This window comes from Streptomyces sp. NPDC079020, from assembly GCF_044542225.1.
Lineage (GTDB): Bacteria > Actinomycetota > Actinomycetes > Streptomycetales > Streptomycetaceae > Streptomyces.
The window spans coordinates 47,769-69,937 of the sequence record NZ_JBITUB010000012.1; the positions used below are offsets into that span (position 1 = coordinate 47,769).

Annotated in this window: 17 protein-coding genes and 1 pseudogene; 12 read left to right on the plus strand and 6 right to left on the minus strand. The window is 71.2% G+C overall.

What is annotated here, in order from left to right; translation table 11 throughout:
• Positions 1 to 34 precede the first annotated feature (34 nt).
• A complete protein-coding gene (locus ACIGJO_RS24460; RefSeq protein WP_399961370.1) occupies positions 35 to 1,717 on the minus strand; it encodes an SWIM zinc finger domain-containing protein in 1,683 nt (560 codons plus the stop codon).
• 295 nt (positions 1,718 to 2,012) lie between these two features.
• Between ACIGJO_RS24460 and ACIGJO_RS24465 the strand changes: the two genes are divergently transcribed.
• From ACIGJO_RS24465 to ACIGJO_RS24480, 4 genes are read left to right on the plus strand one after another with little or no spacing between them, the layout of a single operon-like run.
• Entirely contained in the window at positions 2,013 to 3,584 is a 1,572-nt protein-coding gene (locus ACIGJO_RS24465) for a TIGR02677 family protein (protein ID WP_399961372.1), read from the plus strand.
• On the plus strand, positions 3,581 to 4,828 hold the full coding sequence (locus ACIGJO_RS24470) for a TIGR02678 family protein (protein ID WP_399961374.1): 1,248 nt from the start codon (positions 3,581 to 3,583) through the stop codon (positions 4,826 to 4,828). The genes ACIGJO_RS24465 and ACIGJO_RS24470 overlap by 4 nt, the downstream gene beginning before the upstream one ends.
• Entirely contained in the window at positions 4,825 to 8,985 is a 4,161-nt protein-coding gene (locus ACIGJO_RS24475; protein WP_399961376.1) for a TIGR02680 family protein, read from the plus strand. Before ACIGJO_RS24470 ends, ACIGJO_RS24475 begins: the two co-directional genes overlap by 4 nt.
• Positions 8,986 to 8,996: 11 nt before the next feature.
• Positions 8,997 to 10,217 carry a TIGR02679 family protein gene (locus tag ACIGJO_RS24480; protein WP_399961378.1) on the plus strand — a complete coding sequence of 407 codons (1,221 nt, stop codon included), beginning with the start codon at positions 8,997 to 8,999 and terminating at the stop codon, positions 10,215 to 10,217.
• Between the two features lie 143 nt (positions 10,218 to 10,360).
• On the opposite strand, the gene ACIGJO_RS24485 is transcribed toward ACIGJO_RS24480, so the two are convergent.
• Together ACIGJO_RS24485 and ACIGJO_RS24490 are read right to left on the minus strand one after the other, a co-directional pair.
• Complete coding sequence (locus ACIGJO_RS24485) at positions 10,361 to 11,248, minus strand: IS3 family transposase (RefSeq protein WP_399961380.1); 888 nt, start codon at positions 11,246 to 11,248, stop codon at positions 10,361 to 10,363.
• A 249-nt stretch (positions 11,249 to 11,497) separates the two neighbouring features.
• Positions 11,498 to 11,701: pseudogene (locus ACIGJO_RS24490) on the minus strand (hypothetical protein); the annotation flags it as partial.
• A gap of 269 nt (positions 11,702 to 11,970) precedes the next feature.
• Here ACIGJO_RS24490 and ACIGJO_RS24495 point away from each other — a divergent pair.
• The 7 genes from ACIGJO_RS24495 to ACIGJO_RS24525 all read left to right on the plus strand — a co-directional run bounded on the left by ACIGJO_RS24495 (position 11,971) and on the right by ACIGJO_RS24525 (position 18,218).
• Entirely contained in the window at positions 11,971 to 12,870 is a 900-nt protein-coding gene (locus ACIGJO_RS24495) for a HipA family kinase (RefSeq protein WP_399961382.1), read from the plus strand.
• Positions 12,867 to 13,250 (plus strand): DUF3037 domain-containing protein, encoded by a 384-nt coding sequence (locus ACIGJO_RS24500; RefSeq protein WP_399961384.1) that lies wholly within the window; start codon positions 12,867 to 12,869, stop codon positions 13,248 to 13,250. The genes ACIGJO_RS24495 and ACIGJO_RS24500 overlap by 4 nt, the downstream gene beginning before the upstream one ends.
• A gap of 229 nt (positions 13,251 to 13,479) precedes the next feature.
• Positions 13,480 to 14,241 (plus strand): 3-oxoacyl-ACP reductase FabG, encoded by a 762-nt coding sequence (fabG, locus tag ACIGJO_RS24505; RefSeq protein ID WP_073718729.1) that lies wholly within the window; start codon positions 13,480 to 13,482, stop codon positions 14,239 to 14,241.
• 20 nt (positions 14,242 to 14,261) lie between these two features.
• The gene (locus ACIGJO_RS24510; RefSeq protein ID WP_399961386.1) at positions 14,262 to 15,017 is read left to right on the plus strand and encodes an SDR family oxidoreductase; all 756 of its coding nucleotides are present in this window, start codon (positions 14,262 to 14,264) and stop codon (positions 15,015 to 15,017) included.
• Between the two features lie 118 nt (positions 15,018 to 15,135).
• Positions 15,136 to 16,716 (plus strand): ABC transporter substrate-binding protein, encoded by a 1,581-nt coding sequence (locus ACIGJO_RS24515; protein WP_399961388.1) that lies wholly within the window; start codon positions 15,136 to 15,138, stop codon positions 16,714 to 16,716.
• A 76-nt stretch (positions 16,717 to 16,792) separates the two neighbouring features.
• Positions 16,793 to 17,476, plus strand: coding sequence for a uracil-DNA glycosylase (locus ACIGJO_RS24520; protein ID WP_399961390.1), 684 nt, complete (start codon positions 16,793 to 16,795; stop codon positions 17,474 to 17,476).
• 268 nt (positions 17,477 to 17,744) lie between these two features.
• Positions 17,745 to 18,218, plus strand: a complete 474-nt coding sequence (locus tag ACIGJO_RS24525) for a hypothetical protein (RefSeq protein ID WP_399961392.1) — start codon at positions 17,745 to 17,747, stop codon at positions 18,216 to 18,218.
• A 22-nt stretch (positions 18,219 to 18,240) separates the two neighbouring features.
• Here the strand turns inward: ACIGJO_RS24525 and ACIGJO_RS24530 are convergent, their stop codons facing one another.
• Both ACIGJO_RS24530 and ACIGJO_RS24535 read right to left on the minus strand, forming a co-directional pair.
• Positions 18,241 to 18,732 carry a hypothetical protein gene (locus ACIGJO_RS24530; RefSeq protein ID WP_399961394.1) on the minus strand — a complete coding sequence of 164 codons (492 nt, stop codon included), beginning with the start codon at positions 18,730 to 18,732 and terminating at the stop codon, positions 18,241 to 18,243.
• Positions 18,733 to 18,828: 96 nt separating this feature from the next.
• Positions 18,829 to 19,341: a DinB family protein gene (locus tag ACIGJO_RS24535; RefSeq protein ID WP_399961396.1), complete on the minus strand. Its 513-nt coding sequence runs from the start codon at positions 19,339 to 19,341 to the stop codon at positions 18,829 to 18,831.
• Positions 19,342 to 19,540: 199 nt separating this feature from the next.
• Between ACIGJO_RS24535 and ACIGJO_RS24540 the strand changes: the two genes are divergently transcribed.
• Positions 19,541 to 20,446 (plus strand): Gfo/Idh/MocA family protein, encoded by a 906-nt coding sequence (locus tag ACIGJO_RS24540; RefSeq protein WP_399961398.1) that lies wholly within the window; start codon positions 19,541 to 19,543, stop codon positions 20,444 to 20,446.
• On the opposite strand, the gene lnt is transcribed toward ACIGJO_RS24540, so the two are convergent.
• The gene (gene lnt, locus ACIGJO_RS24545; protein WP_399961400.1) at positions 20,370 to 22,034 is read right to left on the minus strand and encodes an apolipoprotein N-acyltransferase; all 1,665 of its coding nucleotides are present in this window, start codon (positions 22,032 to 22,034) and stop codon (positions 20,370 to 20,372) included. The genes ACIGJO_RS24540 and lnt overlap by 77 nt on opposite strands.
• Positions 22,035 to 22,169 lie beyond the last annotated feature (135 nt).

Sequence of the window (22,169 nt, forward strand, 5' to 3'; positions counted from 1 at the left end):
CCGGCCGACGGCGCCCCGTAGGAAGGCCCGGACGTCACAGCCCGCGCCGGTCGAGCAGGGCCATCAGCTTGCGCTTGCGTTTCTGGTCGGCGCGCAGGGTGGTCGTGCAGGCGGTGAACCTGTCCCGCGTGCCCAGGGCGATGTGGCAGGCGCGGGCGCTGAGCAGCAGCTCGGTCAGCTGCTGGTAGGTGGCGTCGCCCGTCAGGGCGAGGAGAGGGGTGATCAGGCGCAGGTACACGGTCAGGGCGTCGGCGGGGCGGCGGTCCCGAATGCGGTCGGCGAGAGTGAGACACTGGCGGCCGTCGGCGTAACCTTCGGCGGCTGCCTCCCAGGCGGCGTCGTGGTCGCCGTCGTCCAGCAGGGCGTCGACCAGGGCCGAGCCCGAGTGGCCGAGGCCCTGGTGGGGCCGGGCGTCGGCACGCAACACGTCCAGTGCTCGTGAGCGTTCCGGCGCGTCCCAGCAGTCGGCCGCGCGGGCTGCCGCACGCAGATCCTGGTACGCGGCCAGGGAGGGGCGGCGCCGTAGGACGTCGCGGCGGACCGTGATCATGTCTGCTCGGCGGTCGGCCAGAACATAGCGCTCACAGGTGAAATCCACCAGGTGGGCGTCCGGTCCGCGGTCGGGATCGGCCCCGCGCAGGCCGCGCTCGGCCCATTCCAGGGCATCGGCCGGGCGCCCCGCCCGCTCGAGTTCCCGGGCGATCACCAGGTGGGTGGCGCCTGACGGGGCGAGGTCCGCCGCGTGGACGGCGATCAGCGTGTCCACGCCGCCTTCCAGCTTCGTCAGCTGTTCCATGAGGTGCTTCTCCGCCCATCCCTTCGGGTGGGCACGCCAGGCGGGCACCACCCGTTCGTGCGCCCGCGCCAGACCCACCGCGCCCAGCACGTCCTCGTAGTCGGACAGTGCGATGTCGGTGACGTCGTTCAGATCGCTCAGGAGATGGTCCACCAGCCAGTCGGCGGTCAGCGCCGGGTCGGGGCGGGCCGCCCGGCAGGCATCCAGATGCACCTCGGCGAGCGCCCCCGCCACGTCGCCGACGGCGCCGTCCGAGTCGTCGATCTCGCCGTATGTCCGGCCCAGGACCGACATGGCCTCCCGGGCCACCTCCATCGCCTCCGCCGCCCGGCCGGACTCCGTCAGGGTGCGCAGAGCGGAAACGGCCTCGGTGGCCTGGAGGCCGTACGCGTTGGCCTCCGCGTACTCGACGTAGCCGTACCTGGCGAAGGGCCGGGTGTCGAGCTGCCCCAGGACGCGTTCGCGGAAGGCGTCGAGATCGTCCCCCGCGGCCGCCGCACGCAGTTCCAGCCGGCGGCGCAGGGCACGGTCGCCCGCGAGCTGTTCCCGGACCAGGGAGAGGAGTTCGTCGCGGCCGCGGGACTCGAGCCAGGCATCGAGCTGTCGGCCGCGGGACGCGGCGGCGGCGCGCTGCCCGGGAACCGAATCCGCCTGCCGTAGTACGGTCAGGCCCGCGGCCACACAGTGCTTGCAGAAGTTGCCCTCCTGCCCGTACGGGCAGGAGCATTTTCCGGCGAGACTCTTCGCATGCCCGGTCAGTTCCACTTCGTAGACGTCGTTGCCGTCGACGGTCGCGGTGATCGTCCTCTCCGAGATCTCCAGTGCGGAGACGGAGGACAAGTAGTCCAGACTGCGCTCGAACGACCGTGATCCCGCCAACCGACGCAGGTCGCCCTCGTCGAAGTCCAGTGTGCTCCTCATGACCCTCATGGAAATGCACCGGACGCGTGACGTCCAGCCCTTGCTCTGCACCGGCCGTGCCCGCACCTCTGCGAGCGCGTACCCGCCCCTCGGGCGCGCGCCACGAACCGCACCTCGGACACACGGATATGACCGGCGTGCTGGTGGACCTTGCCCAGACGGGCTCTGGTCCGGACGTCAGACGCACGCTGAACCAGCCGTCACGTGTGACGTGACGTGATCAAGAGCGTTACGAATCAGTCATGTACCCACGTTCCTGCCGCTCATGGGTGTCGCTCGGGCAGGATGGCCTGCAATGGACATGAATTCTCCGCAGGTGGAGGGCCCGCCCGACGGGTACGGGCCCTTCGCACATCTCACCGCTCCGAACGTGCTGCTCTACAGGGCGGTGATGCGGGCCTTCCTCCTCGCCAAGGAGCGGTTCGCCGTGCACCTGCGGCCCGAAGACGTGTACGCGGGGCTGGCCGCCGCCGTACGGCCCGGCGAGGTGGAGGCTGTCGTCGGCGCACTGGACAAGCTGGTCGGGTGGGGCAATCTGCGGGCCGACCCGGACACCGGGCGGGTCACCGCCGTCGAGGACTTCTACCGCAAGCGGTTCATCTACCAGCTCACGCGGGAGGGCGAGGCGGCGGAGGAGGCCCTGTCCGCGTACGACGAGGCGCTCGGGCGGCGGGGCGCGCTGCAGGCCGTCGCGCTGCACGACATTGTGACGCAGCTGCGGGCTCTGCTCGTGCTGGCGGCAGAGGAGGAGCCCGATCCGGCCAAGACGCATCTGGCGCTTGACGGGCTCGCGAGTCGTTTCGGCGCGCTTGCCGACAACGCGCGGGCCTTCATGAGCTCGCTCCAGCGGACCATCGACCTCCACGACGTGGGGGAGGAGGTCTTCCTCGCCTACAAGGATCAGCTCATTCAGTACCTGGAGCGGTTCATCCAGGACCTGATCACCCTCGGCGGTCGCATCGCCCGGCTGATCCTGGAGCTGGAGGAGGGCGGGAGTATCGAGATACTGTTGCGGGCCGCGGCCGCCCGTGAGGCCGCCGACGCCACCCCGCAGGAGGCGGCGTACGCGGGGCAGTCAGCGTACGAGCGGTGGGCCGGCCGCTGGGCGGGCCTCGCGGCCTGGTTCCTCAGCCGGGACGGCCGGGAGTCGCAGGCCCGGCTGCTGCGGGGCCGGGCGCTCGGCGCGATCCCTCAGCTGCTGGCCGTCGTACGGTCGCTGAACGAGCGGCGGGCCGGACGTTCGGACCGCTCCGCCGACTTCCGTACCCTTGCGCGCTGGTTCGCCGAAGCGCCCGACGACGACGCCCGGCACCAGCTGTGGCGCACCGCCTTCGGGCTCTATCCGGCCCGGCACCTCACCGTGGACGCCGAGACGCTGGCAGCCCGCCACGCCCGGCCCGAGCCTGCGGCCACCGCGTGGGCCGATGCCGAGCCGCTGCGGATCAGCCCACAGCTGCGCCGCACGGGCAGCTACGAGCGGCGCGGCAAACCCCGGAAGGTCGAGGACAGGCAGGAAGCACGCCGACTGCTCGCCGAGACGGCCGCCAAGCAGGCCGCCGAGACTGCCGCCGCCCGGGCCCGGCTCGTCACCCACGGCATCACCAGGCTGTCCGGGCTCGGTGAGCTCGACCCCCTCAGCTTCCGGCTCTTCCTCCAGCTCCTCGGCGACGCACTGGCCACGTGGCGGCCCGGGATGACGCACGCCGTGGCCACCAGCGGCGACGGTTCCATGGAGATCCGGCTCACGGCACCGGCAGACGGGGCCACGGCCGAGGTCCGCACACCCGACGGGATCTTCCGCGGCCCCGACCACACGATCGAGATCGTCGACCTCACCGAAGAAGCAGGAGGGGACGGAACACGATGACGACCCCGCTCGCCGAAGTACTGGACGGGCAGCACGCCGCCGAGCGGCGTAAGGCCGCCCGTGCCCTGTTGAAGCAGCCCCTGTTGCTCGCACACGGCGCGTACGCAGACGAGTTCCGCCTCGTCCGGCGCCATGCCTCTGAGCTGCGCGAGTGGTTCGACCGCAACACCGGCTGGTCCCTCCAGGTCGACGCCGAGACCGCGCGCCTGGGCAAGGTCCCCGGTGTGCCGGCCGACGCCACCCACCCAGCGCGCGAGGTCACCCGTAGCGCCGCCCCCTTCAGCCGCCGCCGGTACGTCCTGCTCTGCCTCGCCCTCGCCGCCCTCGAACGCGGCGAGGCGCAGATCGCGCTGGGCCGCCTCGCCGACCAGATCGTCCTGGACGCCAAGGACCCTCATCTGGCCGAGGCGGGCATCCAGTTCACGCTGGACCGCCGTGACGAGCGACTCGACCTGGCCGCCGTCGTACGGCTCCTGCTCCACCTCGGAGTCCTGCGGCGCGTCGCCGGCGACGAGGACGCGTACGTCAGTGGATCAGGCGATGTCCTCTACGACGTCGAACGGCGGGTACTCGCAGGTCTGCTCGCCACCCGCCGGGGACCCTCCACCGTCCGGGCCGAAACGCTGGAGGACCGGCTCACCGAGCTCACCGCGGAAACGGCCCTCGACAGCGACGAACTGCGTTTCCGCGCCATGCGCCGCTCGCTGACCCGGCGGCTGCTCGACGACCCCGTCCTCTACTACGACGAGCTGACCGACACCGAACTCGGCTACCTCACGCGCCAGCGCGGCTTCCTCACCGCACGCATCAATGAACTGACCGGACTGGTCGCCGAAGTGCGCGCCGAAGGCATCGCCATGGTCGACCCCGAGGACGACCTCACCGACGCCCGCATGCCGGAATCAGGAACCCGCGGCCACGTCACCCTCCTGCTCGCCGAGTACCTGACGGAGGTCGGAGGCCTGGCCGTCCCCACGGCAGTCCTTGAGCGCCGAGTTGTCGAACTGGCAGCCGAGCACAGCGGATTCTGGTCCAAATCGGCCCGTGAGCCGGGAGCCGAGGGGGGACTGGTCGAGCAGGCCGTCGCCCGGCTCGCCGCCCTCGGCCTGGTCTCCCGCACCGCCGACGGTATCGTGCCGCGTCCGGCGCTCGCCCGCTACGCGGTCGGCGAGACCGTCGTACGCGAACCCCGTACAGCCGGCACCGCGCAGGTGCCCGCACAGCGAAAGGCGCACCGGCCTTGACCCCCCGCCCCGCATCCCCCGCCCCTGCGCGCCCCCGCTGGCAGCCCCTGCGGATCGGCCTCGTGGACCTCTTCCACTACGACGTGGAGGAGTTCCACTTCCGCGACGGCCGACTCCTGCTCCGGGGGAACAACGGCACCGGCAAGTCCAAGGTGCTGGCCCTGACCCTGCCCTTCCTCCTCGACGGGGACCTCAGCGCGCGCCGAGTGGAACCGGACGGGGACGCCGGCAAACGGATGGAGTGGAACCTCCTGCTCGGCGGTGAGCACCCGCACTCCGAACGTCTCGGCTACACCTGGGTGGAGTTCGGCCGCCGCGACGAGGTGAGCGGTGAGGAGCAGTTCCGTACGCTCCTGTGCGGGCTCAAGGCCGTCAGCGGGCGCGGCATCGCCCGGCACTGGTGGGCGGTGACCGGGCAGCGGATCGACCACGGACCGGCCGGCGTACGCGCGGACGGGTCACTGAGCCTGCTCGATGCCACCGGCACCGTCCTGTCCCGGGACCGGCTCATCGAGGCGGTCGCCGGACGGGGGATGGTCTACGACCAGGCCAAGGCCTACCGCCGGGCTGTCGACGAGGCGCTGTTCGGCCTCGGGGAGCAGCGCTACGCGGCCCTCGTGGACCTGCTCATCCAGCTGCGCCAGCCCCAGCTGTCCAAGCGTCCCAACGAGGTCGCTCTCTCCCGCGCCCTCACCGAGGCACTTCCGCCGATGGATCAGGCCGTCATCGCGGATGTGGCAGAAGCCTTCCGCTCCTTGGACGAGGAGAAGGAGGAGCTGCGGGCAGCCGGGGCCGCAGAACGCGCGGCCTCCGTGTTTCTCGACCACTACCGGCGCTATGCCCGCGCGGCCTCCCGTCGTCGCGCCCGCCTCCCGCGCAGCGAACACTCGAAGTACGAGCACCTGCTGCGAGACCTTGCCGAGGCTCAGGCCGAGAAGACCGGGGCGGAGGAGGACCGGGCGGCCGCAGAGGAACACGTCGCCGTACTCACCGAGACCCGGACGAGGCTGGAGGCCGCCGACGCGGCGCTGCGCGAGGGCCCGGAGATGCGCAGCGCCCGTGAACTGGAGCGCGCTGCACAGGCGTTGAACCGGGCGGAGAGCGACTGCCTCCGCGCGCGTGACGACCGGGAGAGGGCTTCGATCCAGCACACCAAGGCGCTCGGCCGCTTCGGTGCCGCGGAGAACCGGCTCCGTGCCGCCCGGGAGCTGTCCGGGGACACGCTGCTCCGGGCCCGGGAGACGGCTGCGGCAGCGCGGATGGACCTTCCCGGAGACGAGGGACAGACGGTTGCCGACCTACGAGCGGCGGTGACCGAAGCCACCGACCGCAGGCGACGCACCGTCACGCATGTGGAGGCGCTCGCCGACGAGGCCGAAGCGGCGGCGGCCGGACGCCGGGCCGCCGTACTCCGGCTCGACGAGACGGAATCCGAGCTGGCGCACGCCGCGCAGGCGCTGGACCGGGCGGAGGACACGGCACAGGCCGCCGGACAGGCCCTGGTCGATGCCGTACGCGAACATGCGGGCCGGTGCGAGGAGCTGGCGTACGACGACCCGTTCGGGCTGCTGGACGAGCTCCAGGAGTGGACCCGGCACCAGGACGGCCCTTACCCCGCACGCCGCCGTGCCTCGGAGGCACACAGCGCCACAGCAGCGGTACTCGCCGACCAGGCGGCGGAATCAGCGCAACGCCGGGCAGGCCTGGCCGCCCGTGCCCGCGCCGCCGAACAAGAACTCGCCGGGCTGGAGTCCGGCGGCCGGCGCGGGCCGCAGGCCCCGTACACCCGGACCCCCGGCGTGCGAGACCAGGCGCCCGGTGCCCCTTTGTGGCGGCTGATCGACTTCCGGGAAGAGGTCACGGAACACGACCGCGCCGGGCTGGAGGCCGCCCTGGAGGCGTCCGGGCTGCTGGACGCATGGGTGCGCCCCGACGGCGCGGCCTTCGCCGCAGACGGTCATGACGTACTGCTGGCCCCGAACGCCGGACCGGTCGCGGGCGCGTCACTCGCCGGCGTACTGCGCCCGGCCGTGGACCACGGCGACGCGCAGGCTGCCCAGGTGGGTGCGGAGGCGGTGGCCCGGCTGCTGAACGCGATCGGCCTCGGCGAGGCTTCGGGGGACGCATCACCGGCCGGTGGTGTGCCGGGCATCGGCCGGGGGGAGATGCTGCCCGCGGACGGCACCCGGGTCACGCTGGACGGACGCCACCGTGTCGGGATCCTCACCGGCCGTTGGGCCAAACCCGCCGCCGAGTACATCGGAGAGGGCGCCCGGGAAGCCGCGCGGCGGGGGAGGATCGCCTCCCTGCGGGATGAACTCTCACTCCTTCAGCGGGAGTCTGCCGCCGTCGCCGCACAGGCGCAGATTCTGGCGACCCGTCGTCGTACGCTCGACACCGAGCTGGCCGCGGTGCCCGACGACGCGCCCCTGATCCGGGCCCACGCCGACACCGCGGCCGCTGCCGACACCACGCGCCGGACTCGGACCCGGCGCGACGAGCGGGCATCCGAGGTGATGGCCGCCGCCGAGCGGACCGAGTCGGCCATCGCCGAACTCCAAGCGAGCGCAGCCGATCTGGGGCTGCCACCGGACCGGCCGGAGCTGGCCGTCGTACGGCGGGCCCTCGCCGCACTCGAAGTCGTCCTGGCCGGACTCTGGCCCGCACTCCGTGAGCGGAGCGAGGCGTCCCGGCAGGCGGAAGACGAACGCGAAGAGGTGCTCAGGGCGGGGGAGCGGACCGCCGAACTCGCCGCACGGGCGGGGGAGGCCGCCCGCGAGGAGGCAGCCGCGGACGAGCGGCTGGCCACGCTGCGTTCGACCGTCGGTGCCGCCGTGGCAGAGCTGGAGCGGCTGCTCGCGGAGACCGCGGAAGCCCTGCGCGGCTGCGCTGCCGACCAGCGGCGCTCCCAGGAACAGCACATGCGGGCCGACCGGCGGGCCAGCCGGGCCGAGGGCCGCATCGAACAGCTGGAGAAGGCCGTCACCGAAGCGGCTGCGGCCCGCTCCGAGGCCATCGCCGCGCTCCAGCGCTTCACCGACAGCGGGCTGATCGCCGTCGCACTTCCCGATCTTGCCGTACCGGCCGCGGACGACGGCCCGTGGGCGGCCACCCCGGCCATCGCCCTGGCCCGCGCCCTCGAATCGGAGCTGTCGACGACGGACGATTCGGACGGTGCCTGGGAACGCGTACAGCGGCGCGTGAGCGAGGAGTTCAAGACCCTCCAGGACGCGCTGTCGCGGCACGGCAACACCGCCTCGGCCCGCATGGTCGAGGACGGCATGATCGTCGACGTCGTCTACCAGGGCCGTGAGCGAGCCGTGCCCGAACTCGCCGAGGCGCTTGCGGTCGAGGTGGGCGAACTCACCCGCATCCTCTCCGCACACGAGCGTGAGATCCTCGAAACCCACCTCATCACCGAGGTGGCCGGCACCCTGCAGGAGTTGATCGCGGCCGCCGAACGGCAGGTGCTGGCCATGAACGCCGAACTCGAGGAACGGCCCACCTCCACCGGCATGAGGCTGCGCCTGGTGTGGCGGCCTTCTCGCAAGGCCCCGGTCGGCCTTGCCCAGGCCCGTGGCCGTCTGCTCCAGACCGCGGATGCCTGGACGGCCGAAGACCGGGCCGCTGTCGGCGAGTTCCTGCAGACGCAGATCGCCCGCCAGCAGACCGAGGACGCGGCGGGCAGCTGGCTGGAGCACCTCACTGCCGCTCTCGACTACCGTTCCTGGCACGAGTTCGCCGTGGAGCGCCAGCAGCACGGTCGCTGGGTACCCGCTACAGGCCCCGCCTCCGGAGGTGAACGCGTCCTGGCGGTGTCCGTCCCCCTGTTCGCGGCTGCCTCCTCGCACTACGCGAGCGCGGGCAGCCCGTACGCGCCACGCCTGGTGACCCTGGACGAGGCCTTCGCGGGTGTCGACGACGACTCGCGTGCCAAGTGCCTCGGACTCCTGCACGCCTTCGACCTGGATGTGGTCATGACCAGCGAGCGGGAGTGGGCCTGCTATCCGCAGGTGCCGGGCATCGCCATCGCCCAGCTCTCCCGGGTCGACGAGGTGGCAGCGGTTCTGGTCACCCGCTGGGAATGGGACGGTACGGCGCGCACCCGCCGCGAGGACCCGGTGCATCCGGCAGACCCGGAGCCGCTGTGGGCCTGAGCGGACCGCCGGTGGACGAGGCGCGTCTGCGCCGACTCCTCGGCGGCGCGGACCTGGCGTGGCTGGTGGAGCGGGTACGCCGACGGCTGGAGCGCGGGCAGCCACTGACCGGAGCGGTCTCGCTGGCCATGCCGGCCCCGGCCGAGCGGGCAGCGGCCGAGCGGCTGCTCGGCCGGGCACCAAGCGCGGGCAGGGCGCTGACGGTCCGGCTCGACGCCGTGGAGGCCGTGTTGGTCAGATCGGGTATCAGCCCCGAAGGCCTGGCGGCGGCCGTGACGTCGCTCACCGGGCGGGTCGTCCCCCTCGAAGAGGCCCGCCGGAGCGAGGATCACGCCTGGAGGGAGGCCTGTGCACCTATCACCCTGCTGGCCGAAGACCTTCCGCATCATGCCGCTTGGGCTGTGCGTGTTCGTGATGACGGCCTCGTGCGCCGTTTTGCCCGAACGCCTGCCGCAGCGCGTCAGCTGGTGGAGCAGACCGTCCGCGTACTGCGGGAACTTCCTGTCGAACCGGCACGGCCGCTGTCCGTGTTCGCCGCGGACGTTCTGGGAAGTGCTCACGCACTCGACGACGGCACGCCAGTGGCCACCCTCGCCCTCTCCGGAGCCCGCGCTCTGACCGGCCACCCCGAGGGAGCAGGAGCGGCCTGGCGGCGGGCCGCGTGGGCTTCCGCAGGCCTGCTCCGGGACGACGTCTCCTCGACGGTTCTCACCCTCAACCTCCGAGGGACTCCGGCCCTGGACTGGATGGCCGACGTGGGTGACCCATGCGTGCTCACCCTCCGGCAGCTCGCCAACCGTCCGCCGCGGACGACGCCGCCCGTGGTCCACATTTGTGAGAATCCTGCGGTCCTTTCGGCCGCGGCGGACAGGTACGGCCCGGCTGCCCGACCGCTAGTCTGCGTCCAGGGCCAGCCGTCGGCCGCTGCCCTCACCCTCCTCGCCCGTCTGCACGCGCTCGGTGCCGCTTTCCGCTACCACGGCGACTTCGATTGGGGCGGTCTACGCATCGCTACGACATTGTTGAGGCACGTGCCCTGGCGGCCCTGGCGCTACATGGCGCACGACTACCGTGAGGCGGTAGCAGTTGCCGGACCTGATCTGCGCCCCCTGGGCGGGAAGCCGGCGCTGTCGCCATGGGACCCGCGTCTGGCGCTGGCTCTTACCGAGCATGCGCTGCGTGTGGAGGAGGAGGCAGTCCTGGACGTGCTGCTGACGGACCTCGAGGGATGAAAGAGGTCACGAACCTCTTGGGAGCCGTTGGGACGCCCGTTTGCTGCTCTCGGTACCCGAAAGCAGCTTCAGGTCCCGAGAAAACCCCGTCTGAACTGAGGCTTCTGCCGAGGCCATTCCTGCGACGCCCTTCCGATGACGCATCATGTGGAGTGGTCGCGATCCCTGAGCCGGTCGAGAAGGCGTCTGACTTGCAGGTTCAGGCAGTGTGTGAAGTTCCCCATGATCTTGGACACGTCGTCGTTACGCCGCGAGGGCCTGATCCTGCTGGTGGCGCAGGCGTGTCTCGTGGGGTGTGAGGTAGCCCCAGTGGACGTGCTTGCGCAGGCGGCGTCTGTTGTGGAAGGTCTCGATGAAGTCGAAGATGCTGGCGCGGGCGGTCGGGCCAGAAGCGGGTGCCGATCTCCTCTTTGAGTACGGCCCAGAAGCTCTCCGCGGCGGCGTTGTCGAAGCAGCTCCCGGTCCGGCCCATGCTTTGCCTGTTCCCCGACATGGCGATTTTGTCGCGCAGTTGACGGGAGGTGTATTCCGATCCGCGTGTCGCTGTGGACTACGCAGCCGGGCTCCAGGCGGCCCAGCGCGGCGGCCAAGTCGAGCGCGTCGACGACGAGTTCGGCGCGGTGGTGGTCGGCCATCGAGTAGCCGATGACCTCGCGCGTGGCCAGGTCCAGCCACGAGGCAAGGCAGAGCCAGCCCTCGGCGGTGGGGATGTAGGTGATATCCCCGACGGTCTTCGTGCCGGGGCGGGTGGCGGTAAAGTCCCGGCCGATCAAGTCCGGCGACGGGGCGGCCTCGGTGTCGGCCTTGGTCAGGCTGCGGCGGCCGGTGCGCCGGCTGTTCCCGACGATGGCGTGCTCCCGCATGACCCGTGCCACCCGCTTGCGGTTGACCAGCCGGTCCTGCCGGCGCAGTTCGGCGGTGACGCGCGGGACGCCGTAGTTGCGCCGGGAGGCGAGGTGGATCACCGTGATCTCGTGCGCCAGGGCCTCATCGGCCCGCCGCCGTGCTTCGCGGGCTTCCCGTACGGTCACCCACGCGCAAGAAGTTATCGAGACCCATTATCAGTATGCAGTTCTGCTGCATCGAATCTATGGTGAATTTCTACGCACAGGAGCTCCGAAGCCCGCGGCGTGACCAGAAGGGAATGATGAAGAGCTGCTCGCAGCGTGTGGGCGGCTCATCGTTTCCGTTGGAGCTTTTGTATGTGCGATGGGTACCGCCGCGCTGACCTGAGCGCTACCAAGGCGTGCAGAGTTTGGCCAATTCTTTCATCGACGAGGTCAGTAATCGCAGAACGATGAATGAAGAAGGGTCTGCCGGAGATACTTCCGGTCGTCGGGGTCGTCGGGGTCGTCGTCGGTCGGGCCGAGTGCGTCGTCCAGGGTGTCGATGGCTTGGCGTTGCAGGCGGAGTCGGACGTGGGCGTAGACGGTGGCGGTGACGCCGATGTGGGCGTGGCCGAGGAGTTCCTTGATGACGACCAGGTGGCCCAGCGCTCGGAGGACGTATCGCCGTCGACCACGCTTGGTTACTGCTCGCACCTCATGCCGGAAGCCGGGAGCCGGAGGCCGGGAATCGGGGCCGGGCCGTGATCGATGGCTTCCTTGGGCGCTGGGCTGCCGGTCAAAACCCCCGGATTCTCCCCGGATTCTCCCCGGATTCCTGCGGGGCTCATCGAGGTGATCCCCCAGGCTCTACCGCCCTGACCTCGGTCCGTGGATCTGCAGGGAGTCCCGCCGTATAGCCTGGGGAAATGCTGACAGAAGTCACGGCGACCCGCTATGTAACGCCCCTGCGGGAGGGCGGCTCGCTGCCCGGGATCGTCGAGGCCGACGACCTGGGCACGTACGTCATGAAGTTCACCGGTGCGGGCCAGGGCCGCAAGACCCTCGTCGCGGAGGTCATCTGCGGGGAGCTCGGCCGCAGGCTGGGGCTGCGGGTGCCCGAGCTGGTGACCGTCCAGCTCGACCCCGTGATCGGGCTCGGGGAGCCGGATCAGGAGGTGCAGGAGCTGCTCAAGGCGAGCGGTGGGCTGAACCTCGGCATGGACTATCTGCCCGGCTCGCTCGGATTCGATCCGCTGGCGTACGAGGTGGACCCGGTGGAGGCCGGGCGGATCGTGTGGTTCGACGCGCTGATCAACAACGTCGACCGGTCCTGGCGGAACCCCAACATGCTGGTCTGGCACGGTGACCCCTGGCTGATCGATCACGGCGCCACCATGATCTGGCACCACAACTGGCCGGGCGCGGAGGCTTCGGCGGCCAAGCCGTACAACGCCTCCGACCACGTCCTGGCACCGTTCGGGCCGGACATCGCGGCCGCGGCCGCCGCGCTCGCCCCGCTCGTCACCGAGGAGCTGCTCACCGAGGTCACCGCCGACGTGCCGGACGCCTGGCTGACCGACGAGCCCGGCTTCGGTTCGACGGACGAGCTGCGCCGGGCGTATGTGCGGCCGCTGCTGGCGCGCGCCGCCACGATCCATGAGCGGATCACGCTGGACGCCCCCACCAGGACCACTCCCTCCCGGGCCCCGGGCTGGCTCACCGATCACCTTGCTCCCTGGCCCCACCCGACGAAGAAGGACCGTGCCGCGCAGAGCGGGGCCGGCCGGAACAGTGCCGCGCGGAGCGGCGAGGAGAACGGCCGATGAGCGAGCGCGATGTCTTCGAGTACGCGCTGCTGCGGGTGGTCCCGCGGGTCGAGCGCGGTGAGTGCTTCAACGCGGGTGTCCTTGTGTACTGCCGGGCCAAGTCCTTCGTCGCGGCCCGTACCCACCTCGACGAGAACAAGCTGAGGGCACTGGACCCGGACGCCGACGTCGTCGGGGTGCGGGCCGCCCTGCGCGCGGTCGAGGGAGTCTGCGGCGGCGGCGAAGGGGCCGGCCAGGCGGCGGGCGACGACGCCGGGCGGCGCTTCCGCTGGCTGATCGCGCCGCGCTCCACGGTCGTCCAGCCGGGTGCCGTGCACAGCGGCCTCACGCTGGACCCGGCGGGGGAGGTCGACCGGCTGCTCGATCTGCTGGTGCGCTGACAGGCCCCGGCCCGGTGGCCCGGAGGGCTGCGCAGCCACCCCGTCGGGTGTGACATGCGGCCACTGTTCCCGTGGGCCGTTGACACCGGGTGCCAGGGCTTCTAGCGTCTCGTCTGCTGAAGGTACTAAGCGGTTGCTCAGTCATCGGGACTCCTCTGTCAGGGAAAGCGTGCTCCAGGACTGTCCCGACGTCCGCTGAGCCGCGATCCAAGGGCGAGGAGAACCAAGCATGTCCACCACCGAGCAGCGTGTCGCCATCGTGACGGGAGCGGCGCGGGGCATTGGCGCCGCCACCGCCGTACGCCTGGCGGCCGAGGGCCGCGCCGTGGCCGTACTCGACCTCGACGAGGCGGCCTGCAAGGACACGGTCGAGAAGATCACGGCCGCCGGGGGCACCGCCCTCGCCGTCGGCTGCGACGTGTCGGACAGCGCCCAGGTGGAGGCCGCCGTCGCGCGGGTGGCCGCCGAGCTGGGCGCCCCGACCATTCTCGTCAACAACGCGGGCGTGCTCCGCGACAACCTGCTCTTCAAGATGAGCGAGCTGGACTGGGACCTGGTGATGAACGTGCACCTCAAGGGCGCGTTCCTGATGGCGAAGGCGGTCCAGTCGCACATGGTGGAGGCCAAGTTCGGCCGCATCGTGTCGCTGTCCTCCTCCTCGGCGCTCGGCAACCGCGGGCAGGCGAACTACTCCGCCGTGAAGGCGGGCCTCCAGGGCTTCACCAAGACCCTGGCCAAGGAGCTCGGCAAGTTCGGCGTCACCGCCAACGCCGTCGCCCCGGGCTTCATCGTCACCGAGATGACCGCGCAGACCGCGGCCCGGGTCGGCATGGGCTTCGAGGAGTTCCAGGCCGCCGCGGCCACCCAGATCCCGGTACAGCGCGTCGGCCGCCCCGAGGACATCGCCAACGCCATCGCCTTCTTCACGGGCGAGGACGCCGGGTTCGTCTCCGGGCAGGTCATGTACGTGGCCGGCGGACCTCTCAACTGACCCGAAGGGCAACGGACATCATGACGGTGCAGGACAGCGGGAAGGTCGCCCTCATCACGGGTGCCAGCCGGGGTATCGGCTACGGCATCGCCGAGGCGTTCGTCGCCCGCGGCGACCGGGTGTGCATCACGGGCCGCGGCGAGGACGCCCTCAACGAGGCCGTGGAGCGGCTCGGCTCGGACAGGGTCATCGCGATCGCCGGCAAGGCCCACGACGAGGCCCACCAGGCGGCGGCCGTCGAGCAGGTCATGGAGGCGTTCGGCCGGGTCGACTTCCTCGTCAACAACGCGGGGACGAACCCGGTCTTCGGCCCGATCGCCGAGCTCGACCTCAACGTCGTCCGCAAGGTCTACGAGACCAATGTGATCTCGGCGCTGGGCTTCGCCCAGCAGACCTGGAAGGCCTGGCAGAAGGAGAACGGCGGGGCGATCGTCAACATCGCCTCGGTCGCCGGTATCTCCGCCTCGCCCTTCGTCGGCGCGTACGGCATGAGCAAGGCGGCCATGGTCAACCTGACCCTCCAGCTGGCGCACGAGTTCGCACCGGTCGTCCGGGTCAACTCGATCGCTCCCGCCGTGGTCAGGACCAAGTTCGCCGAGGCGCTCTACGAGGGCCGTGAGGCGGAGGTGGTCGCCTCCTATCCGCTCGGCCGGCTCGGAACGCCGCAGGACATCGGTGGTGCGGCTGCCTTCCTCACCTCCGGGCAGTCCGACTGGATCACCGGGCAGACCCTGGTGGTCGACGGCGGGATTCTCCTGAACGCGGGCGTGGGCTGAGCACGGCCTGAACCGGTTTCGCCCTGATTGACTCAAGTGCCCTACCGGGCCAGGGGATTGACCCGGTAGGGCGCTGCGGTATGGTCTGCCGACCCATGGCTGATCGAGGAGCGTGCACGTGTTCTACCGGGCCAGTCTGCAGGCTGCTGCAGCCCTTGCTTCCCTTTCTTTGCTGGCCGGCTGCGGTCTGCTCTCCGGCAGTGACTCGGACACCGACCAGAAGATCGTTGTCGGCTCGACGAGCTCGCCCTCGACCCTGGATCCGGCGGCCGCCTGGGACAGCTCCTGGGAGCTGATGCGCAACGTCTTCCAGACGCTGGTCAGTTTCCCCACCGGCACCACCAGTCCCGAGCCCGACGCCGCGGAGAACTGCAAGTTCACCGATGCCACGAGCATGGCCTACCGGTGCACGCTCCGCAGGGGCCTGAAGTTCTCCAACGGCGAGCGGCTCGACGCCGAGGCCGTGAAGTACAGCATCGACCGGATCGTGAGGATCAAGGTCAAGGGCGGCCCCATCGGCATGCTCGGTTCCCTCGACCGGGTGGAGACCAAGGGCGACGACACCGTCATCTTCCACCTCAACAAGTCGGACGCCACGTTCCCCTTCATCCTGGCCACCCCCGCGATGTCGCTCGTCGCGCCCGGTGACTACCCCAAGGACAAGCTCCGCGACGACGGCAAGGTCACCGGCTCCGGCCCGTACCTCCTGGACTCCTACAAGCCCAGGGTCGCGTCCGAGATGACGAAGAACCCCGACTACAAGGGCTTCGCCAACCGCAAGAACAACGCGGTCACCGTCCAGTACTTCAAGGAATCCGCGCAGATGGTGACCGCGCTCAAGAAGAAGAAGATCGACGCGATCTACCGGGGTCTGACCGCCGAGGAGGTCGTCAGCCTGGAGGACAACAAGGCCGACAACGAAGGACTCCAGATCGTCGAGACGGTCGGCGCCGACATCCGCTTCCTCGTCTTCAACCCGAAGGACGAGGCCGCCGGAAAGCCCGCCGTCCGGAAGGCCATCGCGCACCTCGTGAACCGGGACGAGCTGGTCGCCAAGGTCTACCAGGGCACCGCCGAGCCGCTGTACTCCATGGTCCCCAAGGGTATCGCCGGGCACACCACGAGCTTCTTCGACACCTTCGGCGACCCGGACGTGAAGAAGGCCAGGAAGATCCTGACCGACGCGGGCATCACCAAGCCCGTCAAGATGACCTTCTGGTACACCACCGACCGGTACGGCTCCTCCACGGAGCCCGAGTTCGAGGAGCTCCAGCGTCAGCTGGAGGATTCGGGCCTCTTCGACATCACGCTCAAGGGCGAGCCGTGGACGGACTTCCAGGAGGGCTTCACCAAGGGGGAGTACCCCGTCTTCGGCCGTGGCTGGTTCCCCGACTTCCCGGACCCCGACAACTTCATCGCCCCCTTCATGGGCAAGGAGAGCGTCACCGGGACCCCGTACATGAACAAGGAGATCAACGAGCAGCTGATCCCCTCCACGCGGCAGGAGAGCGACCGGGGCGCGGTCAGCAAGCAGTTCGAACGGGCCCAGGAGATCCTGGTGGAGGACGTCCGGCTGCTGCCGCTGTGGCAGGGCAAGCTGTACATCGCCTCCGGCGAGGACATCGGCGGCGGCGAGCGCGCACTGGACCCGCAGACCGTCATGCAGCTGTGGGAGCTGTACCGCAAGACCAGCTGGTAGGCCTCGAACGCCCGTTGTCAGTGGTGCCCGGTAGGTTCTGTGATCAAGAACTGATTGCTTACCGGAGGTTGTGGACGTGACCGACACCGACCTGCTGCCCGAGTCCTGGCGCGGCGTCCTCGGCGAAGAGCTGCAGAAGCCGTACGTCAAGGAGCTGGCGGACTTCGTTGAGGAAGAGCGGGCCAAGGGGCCGGTGTATCCGCCGCGCGAGCAGGTCTTCGCCGCGCTGGACGCCACTCCGTACGACCGGGTGAAGGTCCTCATCCTGGGCCAGGACCCGTATCACGGCGAGGGCCAGGGGCACGGGCTGTGCTTCTCCGTGCTCCCGGGGGTCAAGACTCCGCCCTCGCTGCGCAACATCTACAAGGAGATGAAGGAGGAACTCGGCCTGCCGGTCCCGGACAACGGGTATCTGATGCCGTGGGCCGAGCAGGGCGTTCTCCTGCTCAACGCTGTGCTGACGGTACGGGCCGGTGAGGCCAACTCGCACAAGGGGAAGGGCTGGGAGAAGATCACCGACGCGGTGATCCGCGCGGTGGCCTCGCGCCCCGACCCGGCGGTCTTCGTCCTCTGGGGCAACTACGCCCAGAAGAAGCTTCCGCTGATCGACGAGGAGCGCCACGTGGTGGTGAAGGGCGCACACCCCTCACCGCTCTCGGCGAAGAAGTTCTTCGGCTCCCGTCCCTTCACCCAGATCAATGAGGCGGTCGCCGCCCAGGGGCACGAGGCCATCGACTGGCGCATCCCCGACCTGGGCTGAGCCCGGCCGACGGGCCGCCGCCCGCGGGCGGCGGGAAGGGTGACGGCTTCGGCCAGGGGCCGCCACGCCATCCCCGGCGGACCGGCGCGCGGCATCGGAAGCGGGGTGCACCGCAAGGCGGAGGGACGTCCGCATACTGGACGTATGCGGACGTTCCGGCAACGCCGCGAGGTGCCGTGGCCGTCGCCGTGCGCCCGTCAGGGGCTACGGGACGGCCCCGGCGTCGGCACGACCGCGACCGGCGGTACGGGGCACGAGGGAGAGCGCAGTGGCGGAGCGGCAGGAGGCGTCCCCGGACGCCGTCACGACCAGGATCGGCCAGGCGGTCATGCTGCTCCACGGTGGTGACCGGGAGGAGGCCCGCAACCGCTTCGGCGCCCTCTGGTCGGAGATCGGTGAGGACGGCGACGCTCTCCACCGCTGCACCCTCGCGCACTACATGGCCGACACCCAGGACGACCCGGGTGATGAACTGGCCTGGGACCTTCGGGCGTTGACGGCCGCGGAGGAGCTGAGCGGCGAGCGTGCGGCGGAGCACCGCGACGCCGTGGCGGTGCGGTCCTTCTCCCCTTCACTGCATCTCAGCCTCGCGGCGGACTATCTGAAGCTCCAGCGCCCCGAGGCCGCCCGGATCCATCTGCACCGGGCCAGGGCCGCCGCCGACGGCCTCGCGGACGGCGGGCACGGCGGAGGGGTCCGCGCCGCCATCGACCGGCTGGAACTGCGGATGCGGCAGCGATGACCCCCGGGCCGGGCCCCGGGGCTCAGTCCCCGTAGGTCCGTTCGCAGATCCTGGACTGGGGACTGCCGGCCGGCCAGCGCCCGTACCCCCGGCCCAGCGCGCAGACATCCGAGGGGCTGCCGCCGGGGGGACGGGGTACGGCCCGTGACTCGGGGGGCTGCGCACGCGGCGGCAGGCGCGGGGTCCACCGCTTCGGTGACTCCACGGCCTCCCGCAGCCGGGGCGGCAGCGGCGCGGGACGCCGGACTTCCGCGGGGGCCCGATGGACGGAGGCGGAAGACGGCGCGGAGGCCACGGGGGAGGGCCTGGGGCCGGGGAGGGACTCCGACTCCAAGGATTCCAGGGCCTCGTGGGCGGCGGGCGGCTGCACGATCTGCGGCGTCACGTCCTGGACCGGGCTGCTGGAGCCGGGGCGCGGCGGGAGTTCCGCCGGGGGCTCCACCGACACACAGCCGGAGACCGCTGTGACGGCCATTCCCACCAGGAGCTTCGCGGTGATTCTCGTTCGATGCACCCGGGCAACTCTGCTGTGCGGGAGGCCGCCCGGGGAGCCGGTGCGGCAGGATTGGCCCGCACGAGTGACGCGGCCGCTACGGCGCGGCGGTGGCCGTCAGGCGCCGGTGGCGCCGTCGATCCGCTCGCGCACCAGGTCGGCGTGGCCGTTGTGCCGGGCGTACTCCTCGATCATGTGCGTGTAGATCCAGCGCAGGTTGAACGGCTTGCCCTTCCGGCTCAGCCCCACGGACATGTCGTCGACGCCCGTCCTCGCGGCGATCTCCCGGGCCTGCGCGATCTCCGCACGCCAGGTGGCCTCCGCCTCCGCCCAGGTGTCGGCCTCGGTGAGGTGGAACTCGCCGTCCGGATCCTCGTCGGTGCCGTAGATCGGCGCCACGTCCTCACCGGCCAGCACCTCGCGGAACCAGCCGCGTTCGACCTCCGCCATATGCCGCACGAGACCGAGCAGGGTGAATTCGGACGGCGGTACGGACGCCTCGCGCAACTGGGCGTCGGTGAGGCCCGCGCACTTCATGGCGAGCGTCTCGCGGTGAAAGTCCAGCCAGCCCTCCAGCATGGGGCGTTCGGCGGCATCGATGGCGGGTTCGGAGCGTTCCACAGTAGTCATGGCGGCCATCCTCACTCATTGATCATGGCCGCTGCCAGGCGTTTTCCCGGCCGCGCGCAGAGCGGGCGCCGCCGCCTGTCCCGCTGTACCTCCGCACGCCTCCTGCGCACCTCCGGCCGCTTCGCCGACCGGCCGCCGCCGCGGCGCACGTATGCTGCCGGGACCACGTCAGGCGTAGGACAGCGATAGGGAGATCTTTGTGAAGGTCGGTTGCATCGGGCTCGGCGACATCGCGCAGAAGGCCTACCTGCCGGTGCTGACCATGCTGCCGGGGGTCGAACTGCATCTGCAGACCCGTACGCCCGCGACGCTCGACGCGGTCGCCGAGACCCACCGGATCCCCGCCGCACAGCGTCACACCTCGCTCGACTCGCTGCTCGCCCAGGATCTGGACGCGGCCTTCGTGCACGCCCCGACGTCGGCGCACCCGGAGATCGTCGGCCGCCTCCTGGAAGCCGGTGTCCCCACCTATGTCGACAAGCCGCTCGCCTACGAACTCGCCGGCTCCGAGCGCCTGGTGGAGCTGGCCGAGCGACGGGGCACCAGCCTCGCCGTCGGCTTCAACCGCAGGCTCGCGCCCGGTTACGCGCAGTGCCTGGAGCACCCTCGCGAACTGATCCTGATGCAGAAGAACCGGGTCGGGCTGCCCGAGGATCCGCGCACCCTGGTGCTGGACGACTTCATCCATGTCGTCGACACCCTGCGCTTCCTGGTGCCGGGGCCCGTCGACCACACGTCCGTACGCGCCCGCGTCGTCGACGGGCTGATGCACCACGTGGTGCTCCAGCTGTCCGGCGACGGATTCACCGCCATCGGCCTGATGAACCGGCTCAGCGGATCGACCGAGGAACTCCTCGAAGTCTCCGGCCAGGACACCAAGCGCCAGGTCGTGAACCTCGCCGACGTCATCGACCACAAGGGGCAGCCCACGCTGCGGCGGCGCGGCGACTGGGTGCCGGTCGCCCGGCAGCGCGGCATCGAGCAGAGCGTGCTGTCGTTCCTGGACGCCGTCCGCGCCGGGAAGGTCCTCAGCGCCCGGGACGCCCTGGCGACCCATGAGCTGTGCGAACGGGTGGTGCGGGAGTCGCTGGAGCAGGCCTCCTGAGGAACCGCAGCCCCTCGGCGGCGCACAGGGCCGCGAGCGCCGCCAGCGCGCCGTACACCGGCCAGTCGCCGAACCGGACGTAGAGCGTGATGCCGCGGGTCAGCGGTACGTCGAACACGGCGGCGGCGCTCGTCCCCGTGCCGAGCGGGGCGCCCACCCGGTCGCCCCCCGGCCCGTACGCCGCGCTGATTCCGGTGAGTGTCGCGTGCACCATCGGGCGGCCTGTCTCGGCGGCCCGGAGCGCCCCGAGCGACGCGTGCTGTGCGGGTGCCCAGCTGTGCTGGAACGAGGAGGTCGAGGACTGGGCGATCAGCAGCCGCGCACCGTCCCGGGTCAGCTGCCTGCTCATGTCGGGGAACGCCGACTCGAAGCACACGAGCGGCCCGAACCGCAGCCCCTGTTCGCCCGGCAGGGCCATCACCACCGGCCGGGTGCCGCGCAGCCGGTCCTCTCCCGCGGCCTTGCCGACCGAGGTCGCCCAGCCCAGCGCCGCACGCGCGGGGACGTATTCGCCGAACGGCACCAGCCGCATCTTGTCGTAGCGGTCCCCGGTGGGCCCGCCCGGTCCGATCAGCACCGCGGACTTGAAGATCCCGGTCCGGCCCGACGCGTCCGTCTGCCGCGCGTCCACATTCACCAGCAGCTCGGCGCCCACCAGGCGCGAGAGCGCCGCGAGCCGCGCCGCGGCCCCCGGGCTCCGCAGCGGATCCACCCCGACACTGCTCTCGCCCCACACCACGAGATCGAGATCGCGCCCCGCCAGCGAACGGGTCAGCTCCTCGCTGCGCGCGAAGCGGCGCTCCACACTGCCCGGCCCCTCGACAACACCCGGCTGCACGACGGCGATCCGGGCCGTCCCGGCGCGCTCCGGCCGCGGCGCCCAGCTCCACATCGCCGCCACGGTCACGGCGCACGCCAGGAGGGAGAGACCGGTGGCGGCACGGGCGGCGGGCGCGACGAGCAGCAGTGCGACGCCCGTGTTGACGGCCAGCACCAGCAGGCTCACCAGCCACACGCCGCCCACCGACGCCACCCGCAGCGCGGGCGCGAACTCCCACTGGGAGGCGCCGAGAAGGCCCCAGGGACCGCCCAGGCCCTCCCAGGAGCGGACGAGCTCGATCATCAGCCAGCCGGACGGTACGAGGACGACCGCGGCCACCGAACGCAGGGCGGACGGGCGGCCGCCGAGCAGCGCGGCCACCAGCAGCCCCCATGGAGCCCAGAGCAGGCCCAGCAGCGCCGCCAGGACCACGATGAACACATGCAGGCTCGGCATCAGCCAGTGATGCACGGCCAGCATGAAGCCGGTGCCGCCGATCCAGGCGTCCAGCGCCGCACGGCGCGCCGTCCCCGCCGACCGGATCAGCAGCAGCCAGGGGACCAGCGCGACCCAGGCGAACCACAGGAGCCCCGGAGCGGGGAACGCGAGGGCCGGCAGCGCGCCCGCGAGCAGGGCGGCGGCGCCGCGTCCCCAGGGTGAGGCCAGCAGCCGTTCACCCGCCGCACGCGCACCGCCGGGGGTCCGAGCGGCAGGGGTGCCGTCGGCCGGGACCCGGCCGGCCGGAACGTGCCCGCGCCGCTTCCGCATGCCGAGTCCTCCTCGTCCTGTCCGGGTGAGCGGTCCGTTTCCGCCGGACACCCTCTTCGTGCCCAGTGTGCGGGAGGGCAACCGGAGGGGACAGGGCACCGGACCGCGGCGCGTCGCCGGTGGGGGCGGGAGCAA

What these genes read in the sequence shown, in the direction of transcription:
- ACIGJO_RS24460 (WP_399961370.1), bottom strand. Translation starts at nt 1,717, where the DNA reads ATGAGGAGCACACTGGACTTCGACGAGGGCGACCTGCGTCGGTTGGCG.
- ACIGJO_RS24465 (WP_399961372.1), top strand. Translation starts at nt 2,013, where the DNA reads ATGGACATGAATTCTCCGCAGGTGGAGGGCCCGCCCGACGGGTACGGG.
- ACIGJO_RS24470 (WP_399961374.1), top strand. Translation starts at nt 3,581, where the DNA reads ATGACGACCCCGCTCGCCGAAGTACTGGACGGGCAGCACGCCGCCGAG.
- ACIGJO_RS24495 (WP_399961382.1), top strand. Translation starts at nt 11,971, where the DNA reads ATGCTGACAGAAGTCACGGCGACCCGCTATGTAACGCCCCTGCGGGAG.
- ACIGJO_RS24500 (WP_399961384.1), top strand. Translation starts at nt 12,867, where the DNA reads ATGAGCGAGCGCGATGTCTTCGAGTACGCGCTGCTGCGGGTGGTCCCG.
- fabG (WP_073718729.1), top strand. Translation starts at nt 13,480, where the DNA reads ATGTCCACCACCGAGCAGCGTGTCGCCATCGTGACGGGAGCGGCGCGG.
- ACIGJO_RS24510 (WP_399961386.1), top strand. Translation starts at nt 14,262, where the DNA reads ATGACGGTGCAGGACAGCGGGAAGGTCGCCCTCATCACGGGTGCCAGC.
- ACIGJO_RS24535 (WP_399961396.1), bottom strand. Translation starts at nt 19,341, where the DNA reads ATGACTACTGTGGAACGCTCCGAACCCGCCATCGATGCCGCCGAACGC.
- lnt (WP_399961400.1), bottom strand. Translation starts at nt 22,034, where the DNA reads ATGCGGAAGCGGCGCGGGCACGTTCCGGCCGGCCGGGTCCCGGCCGAC.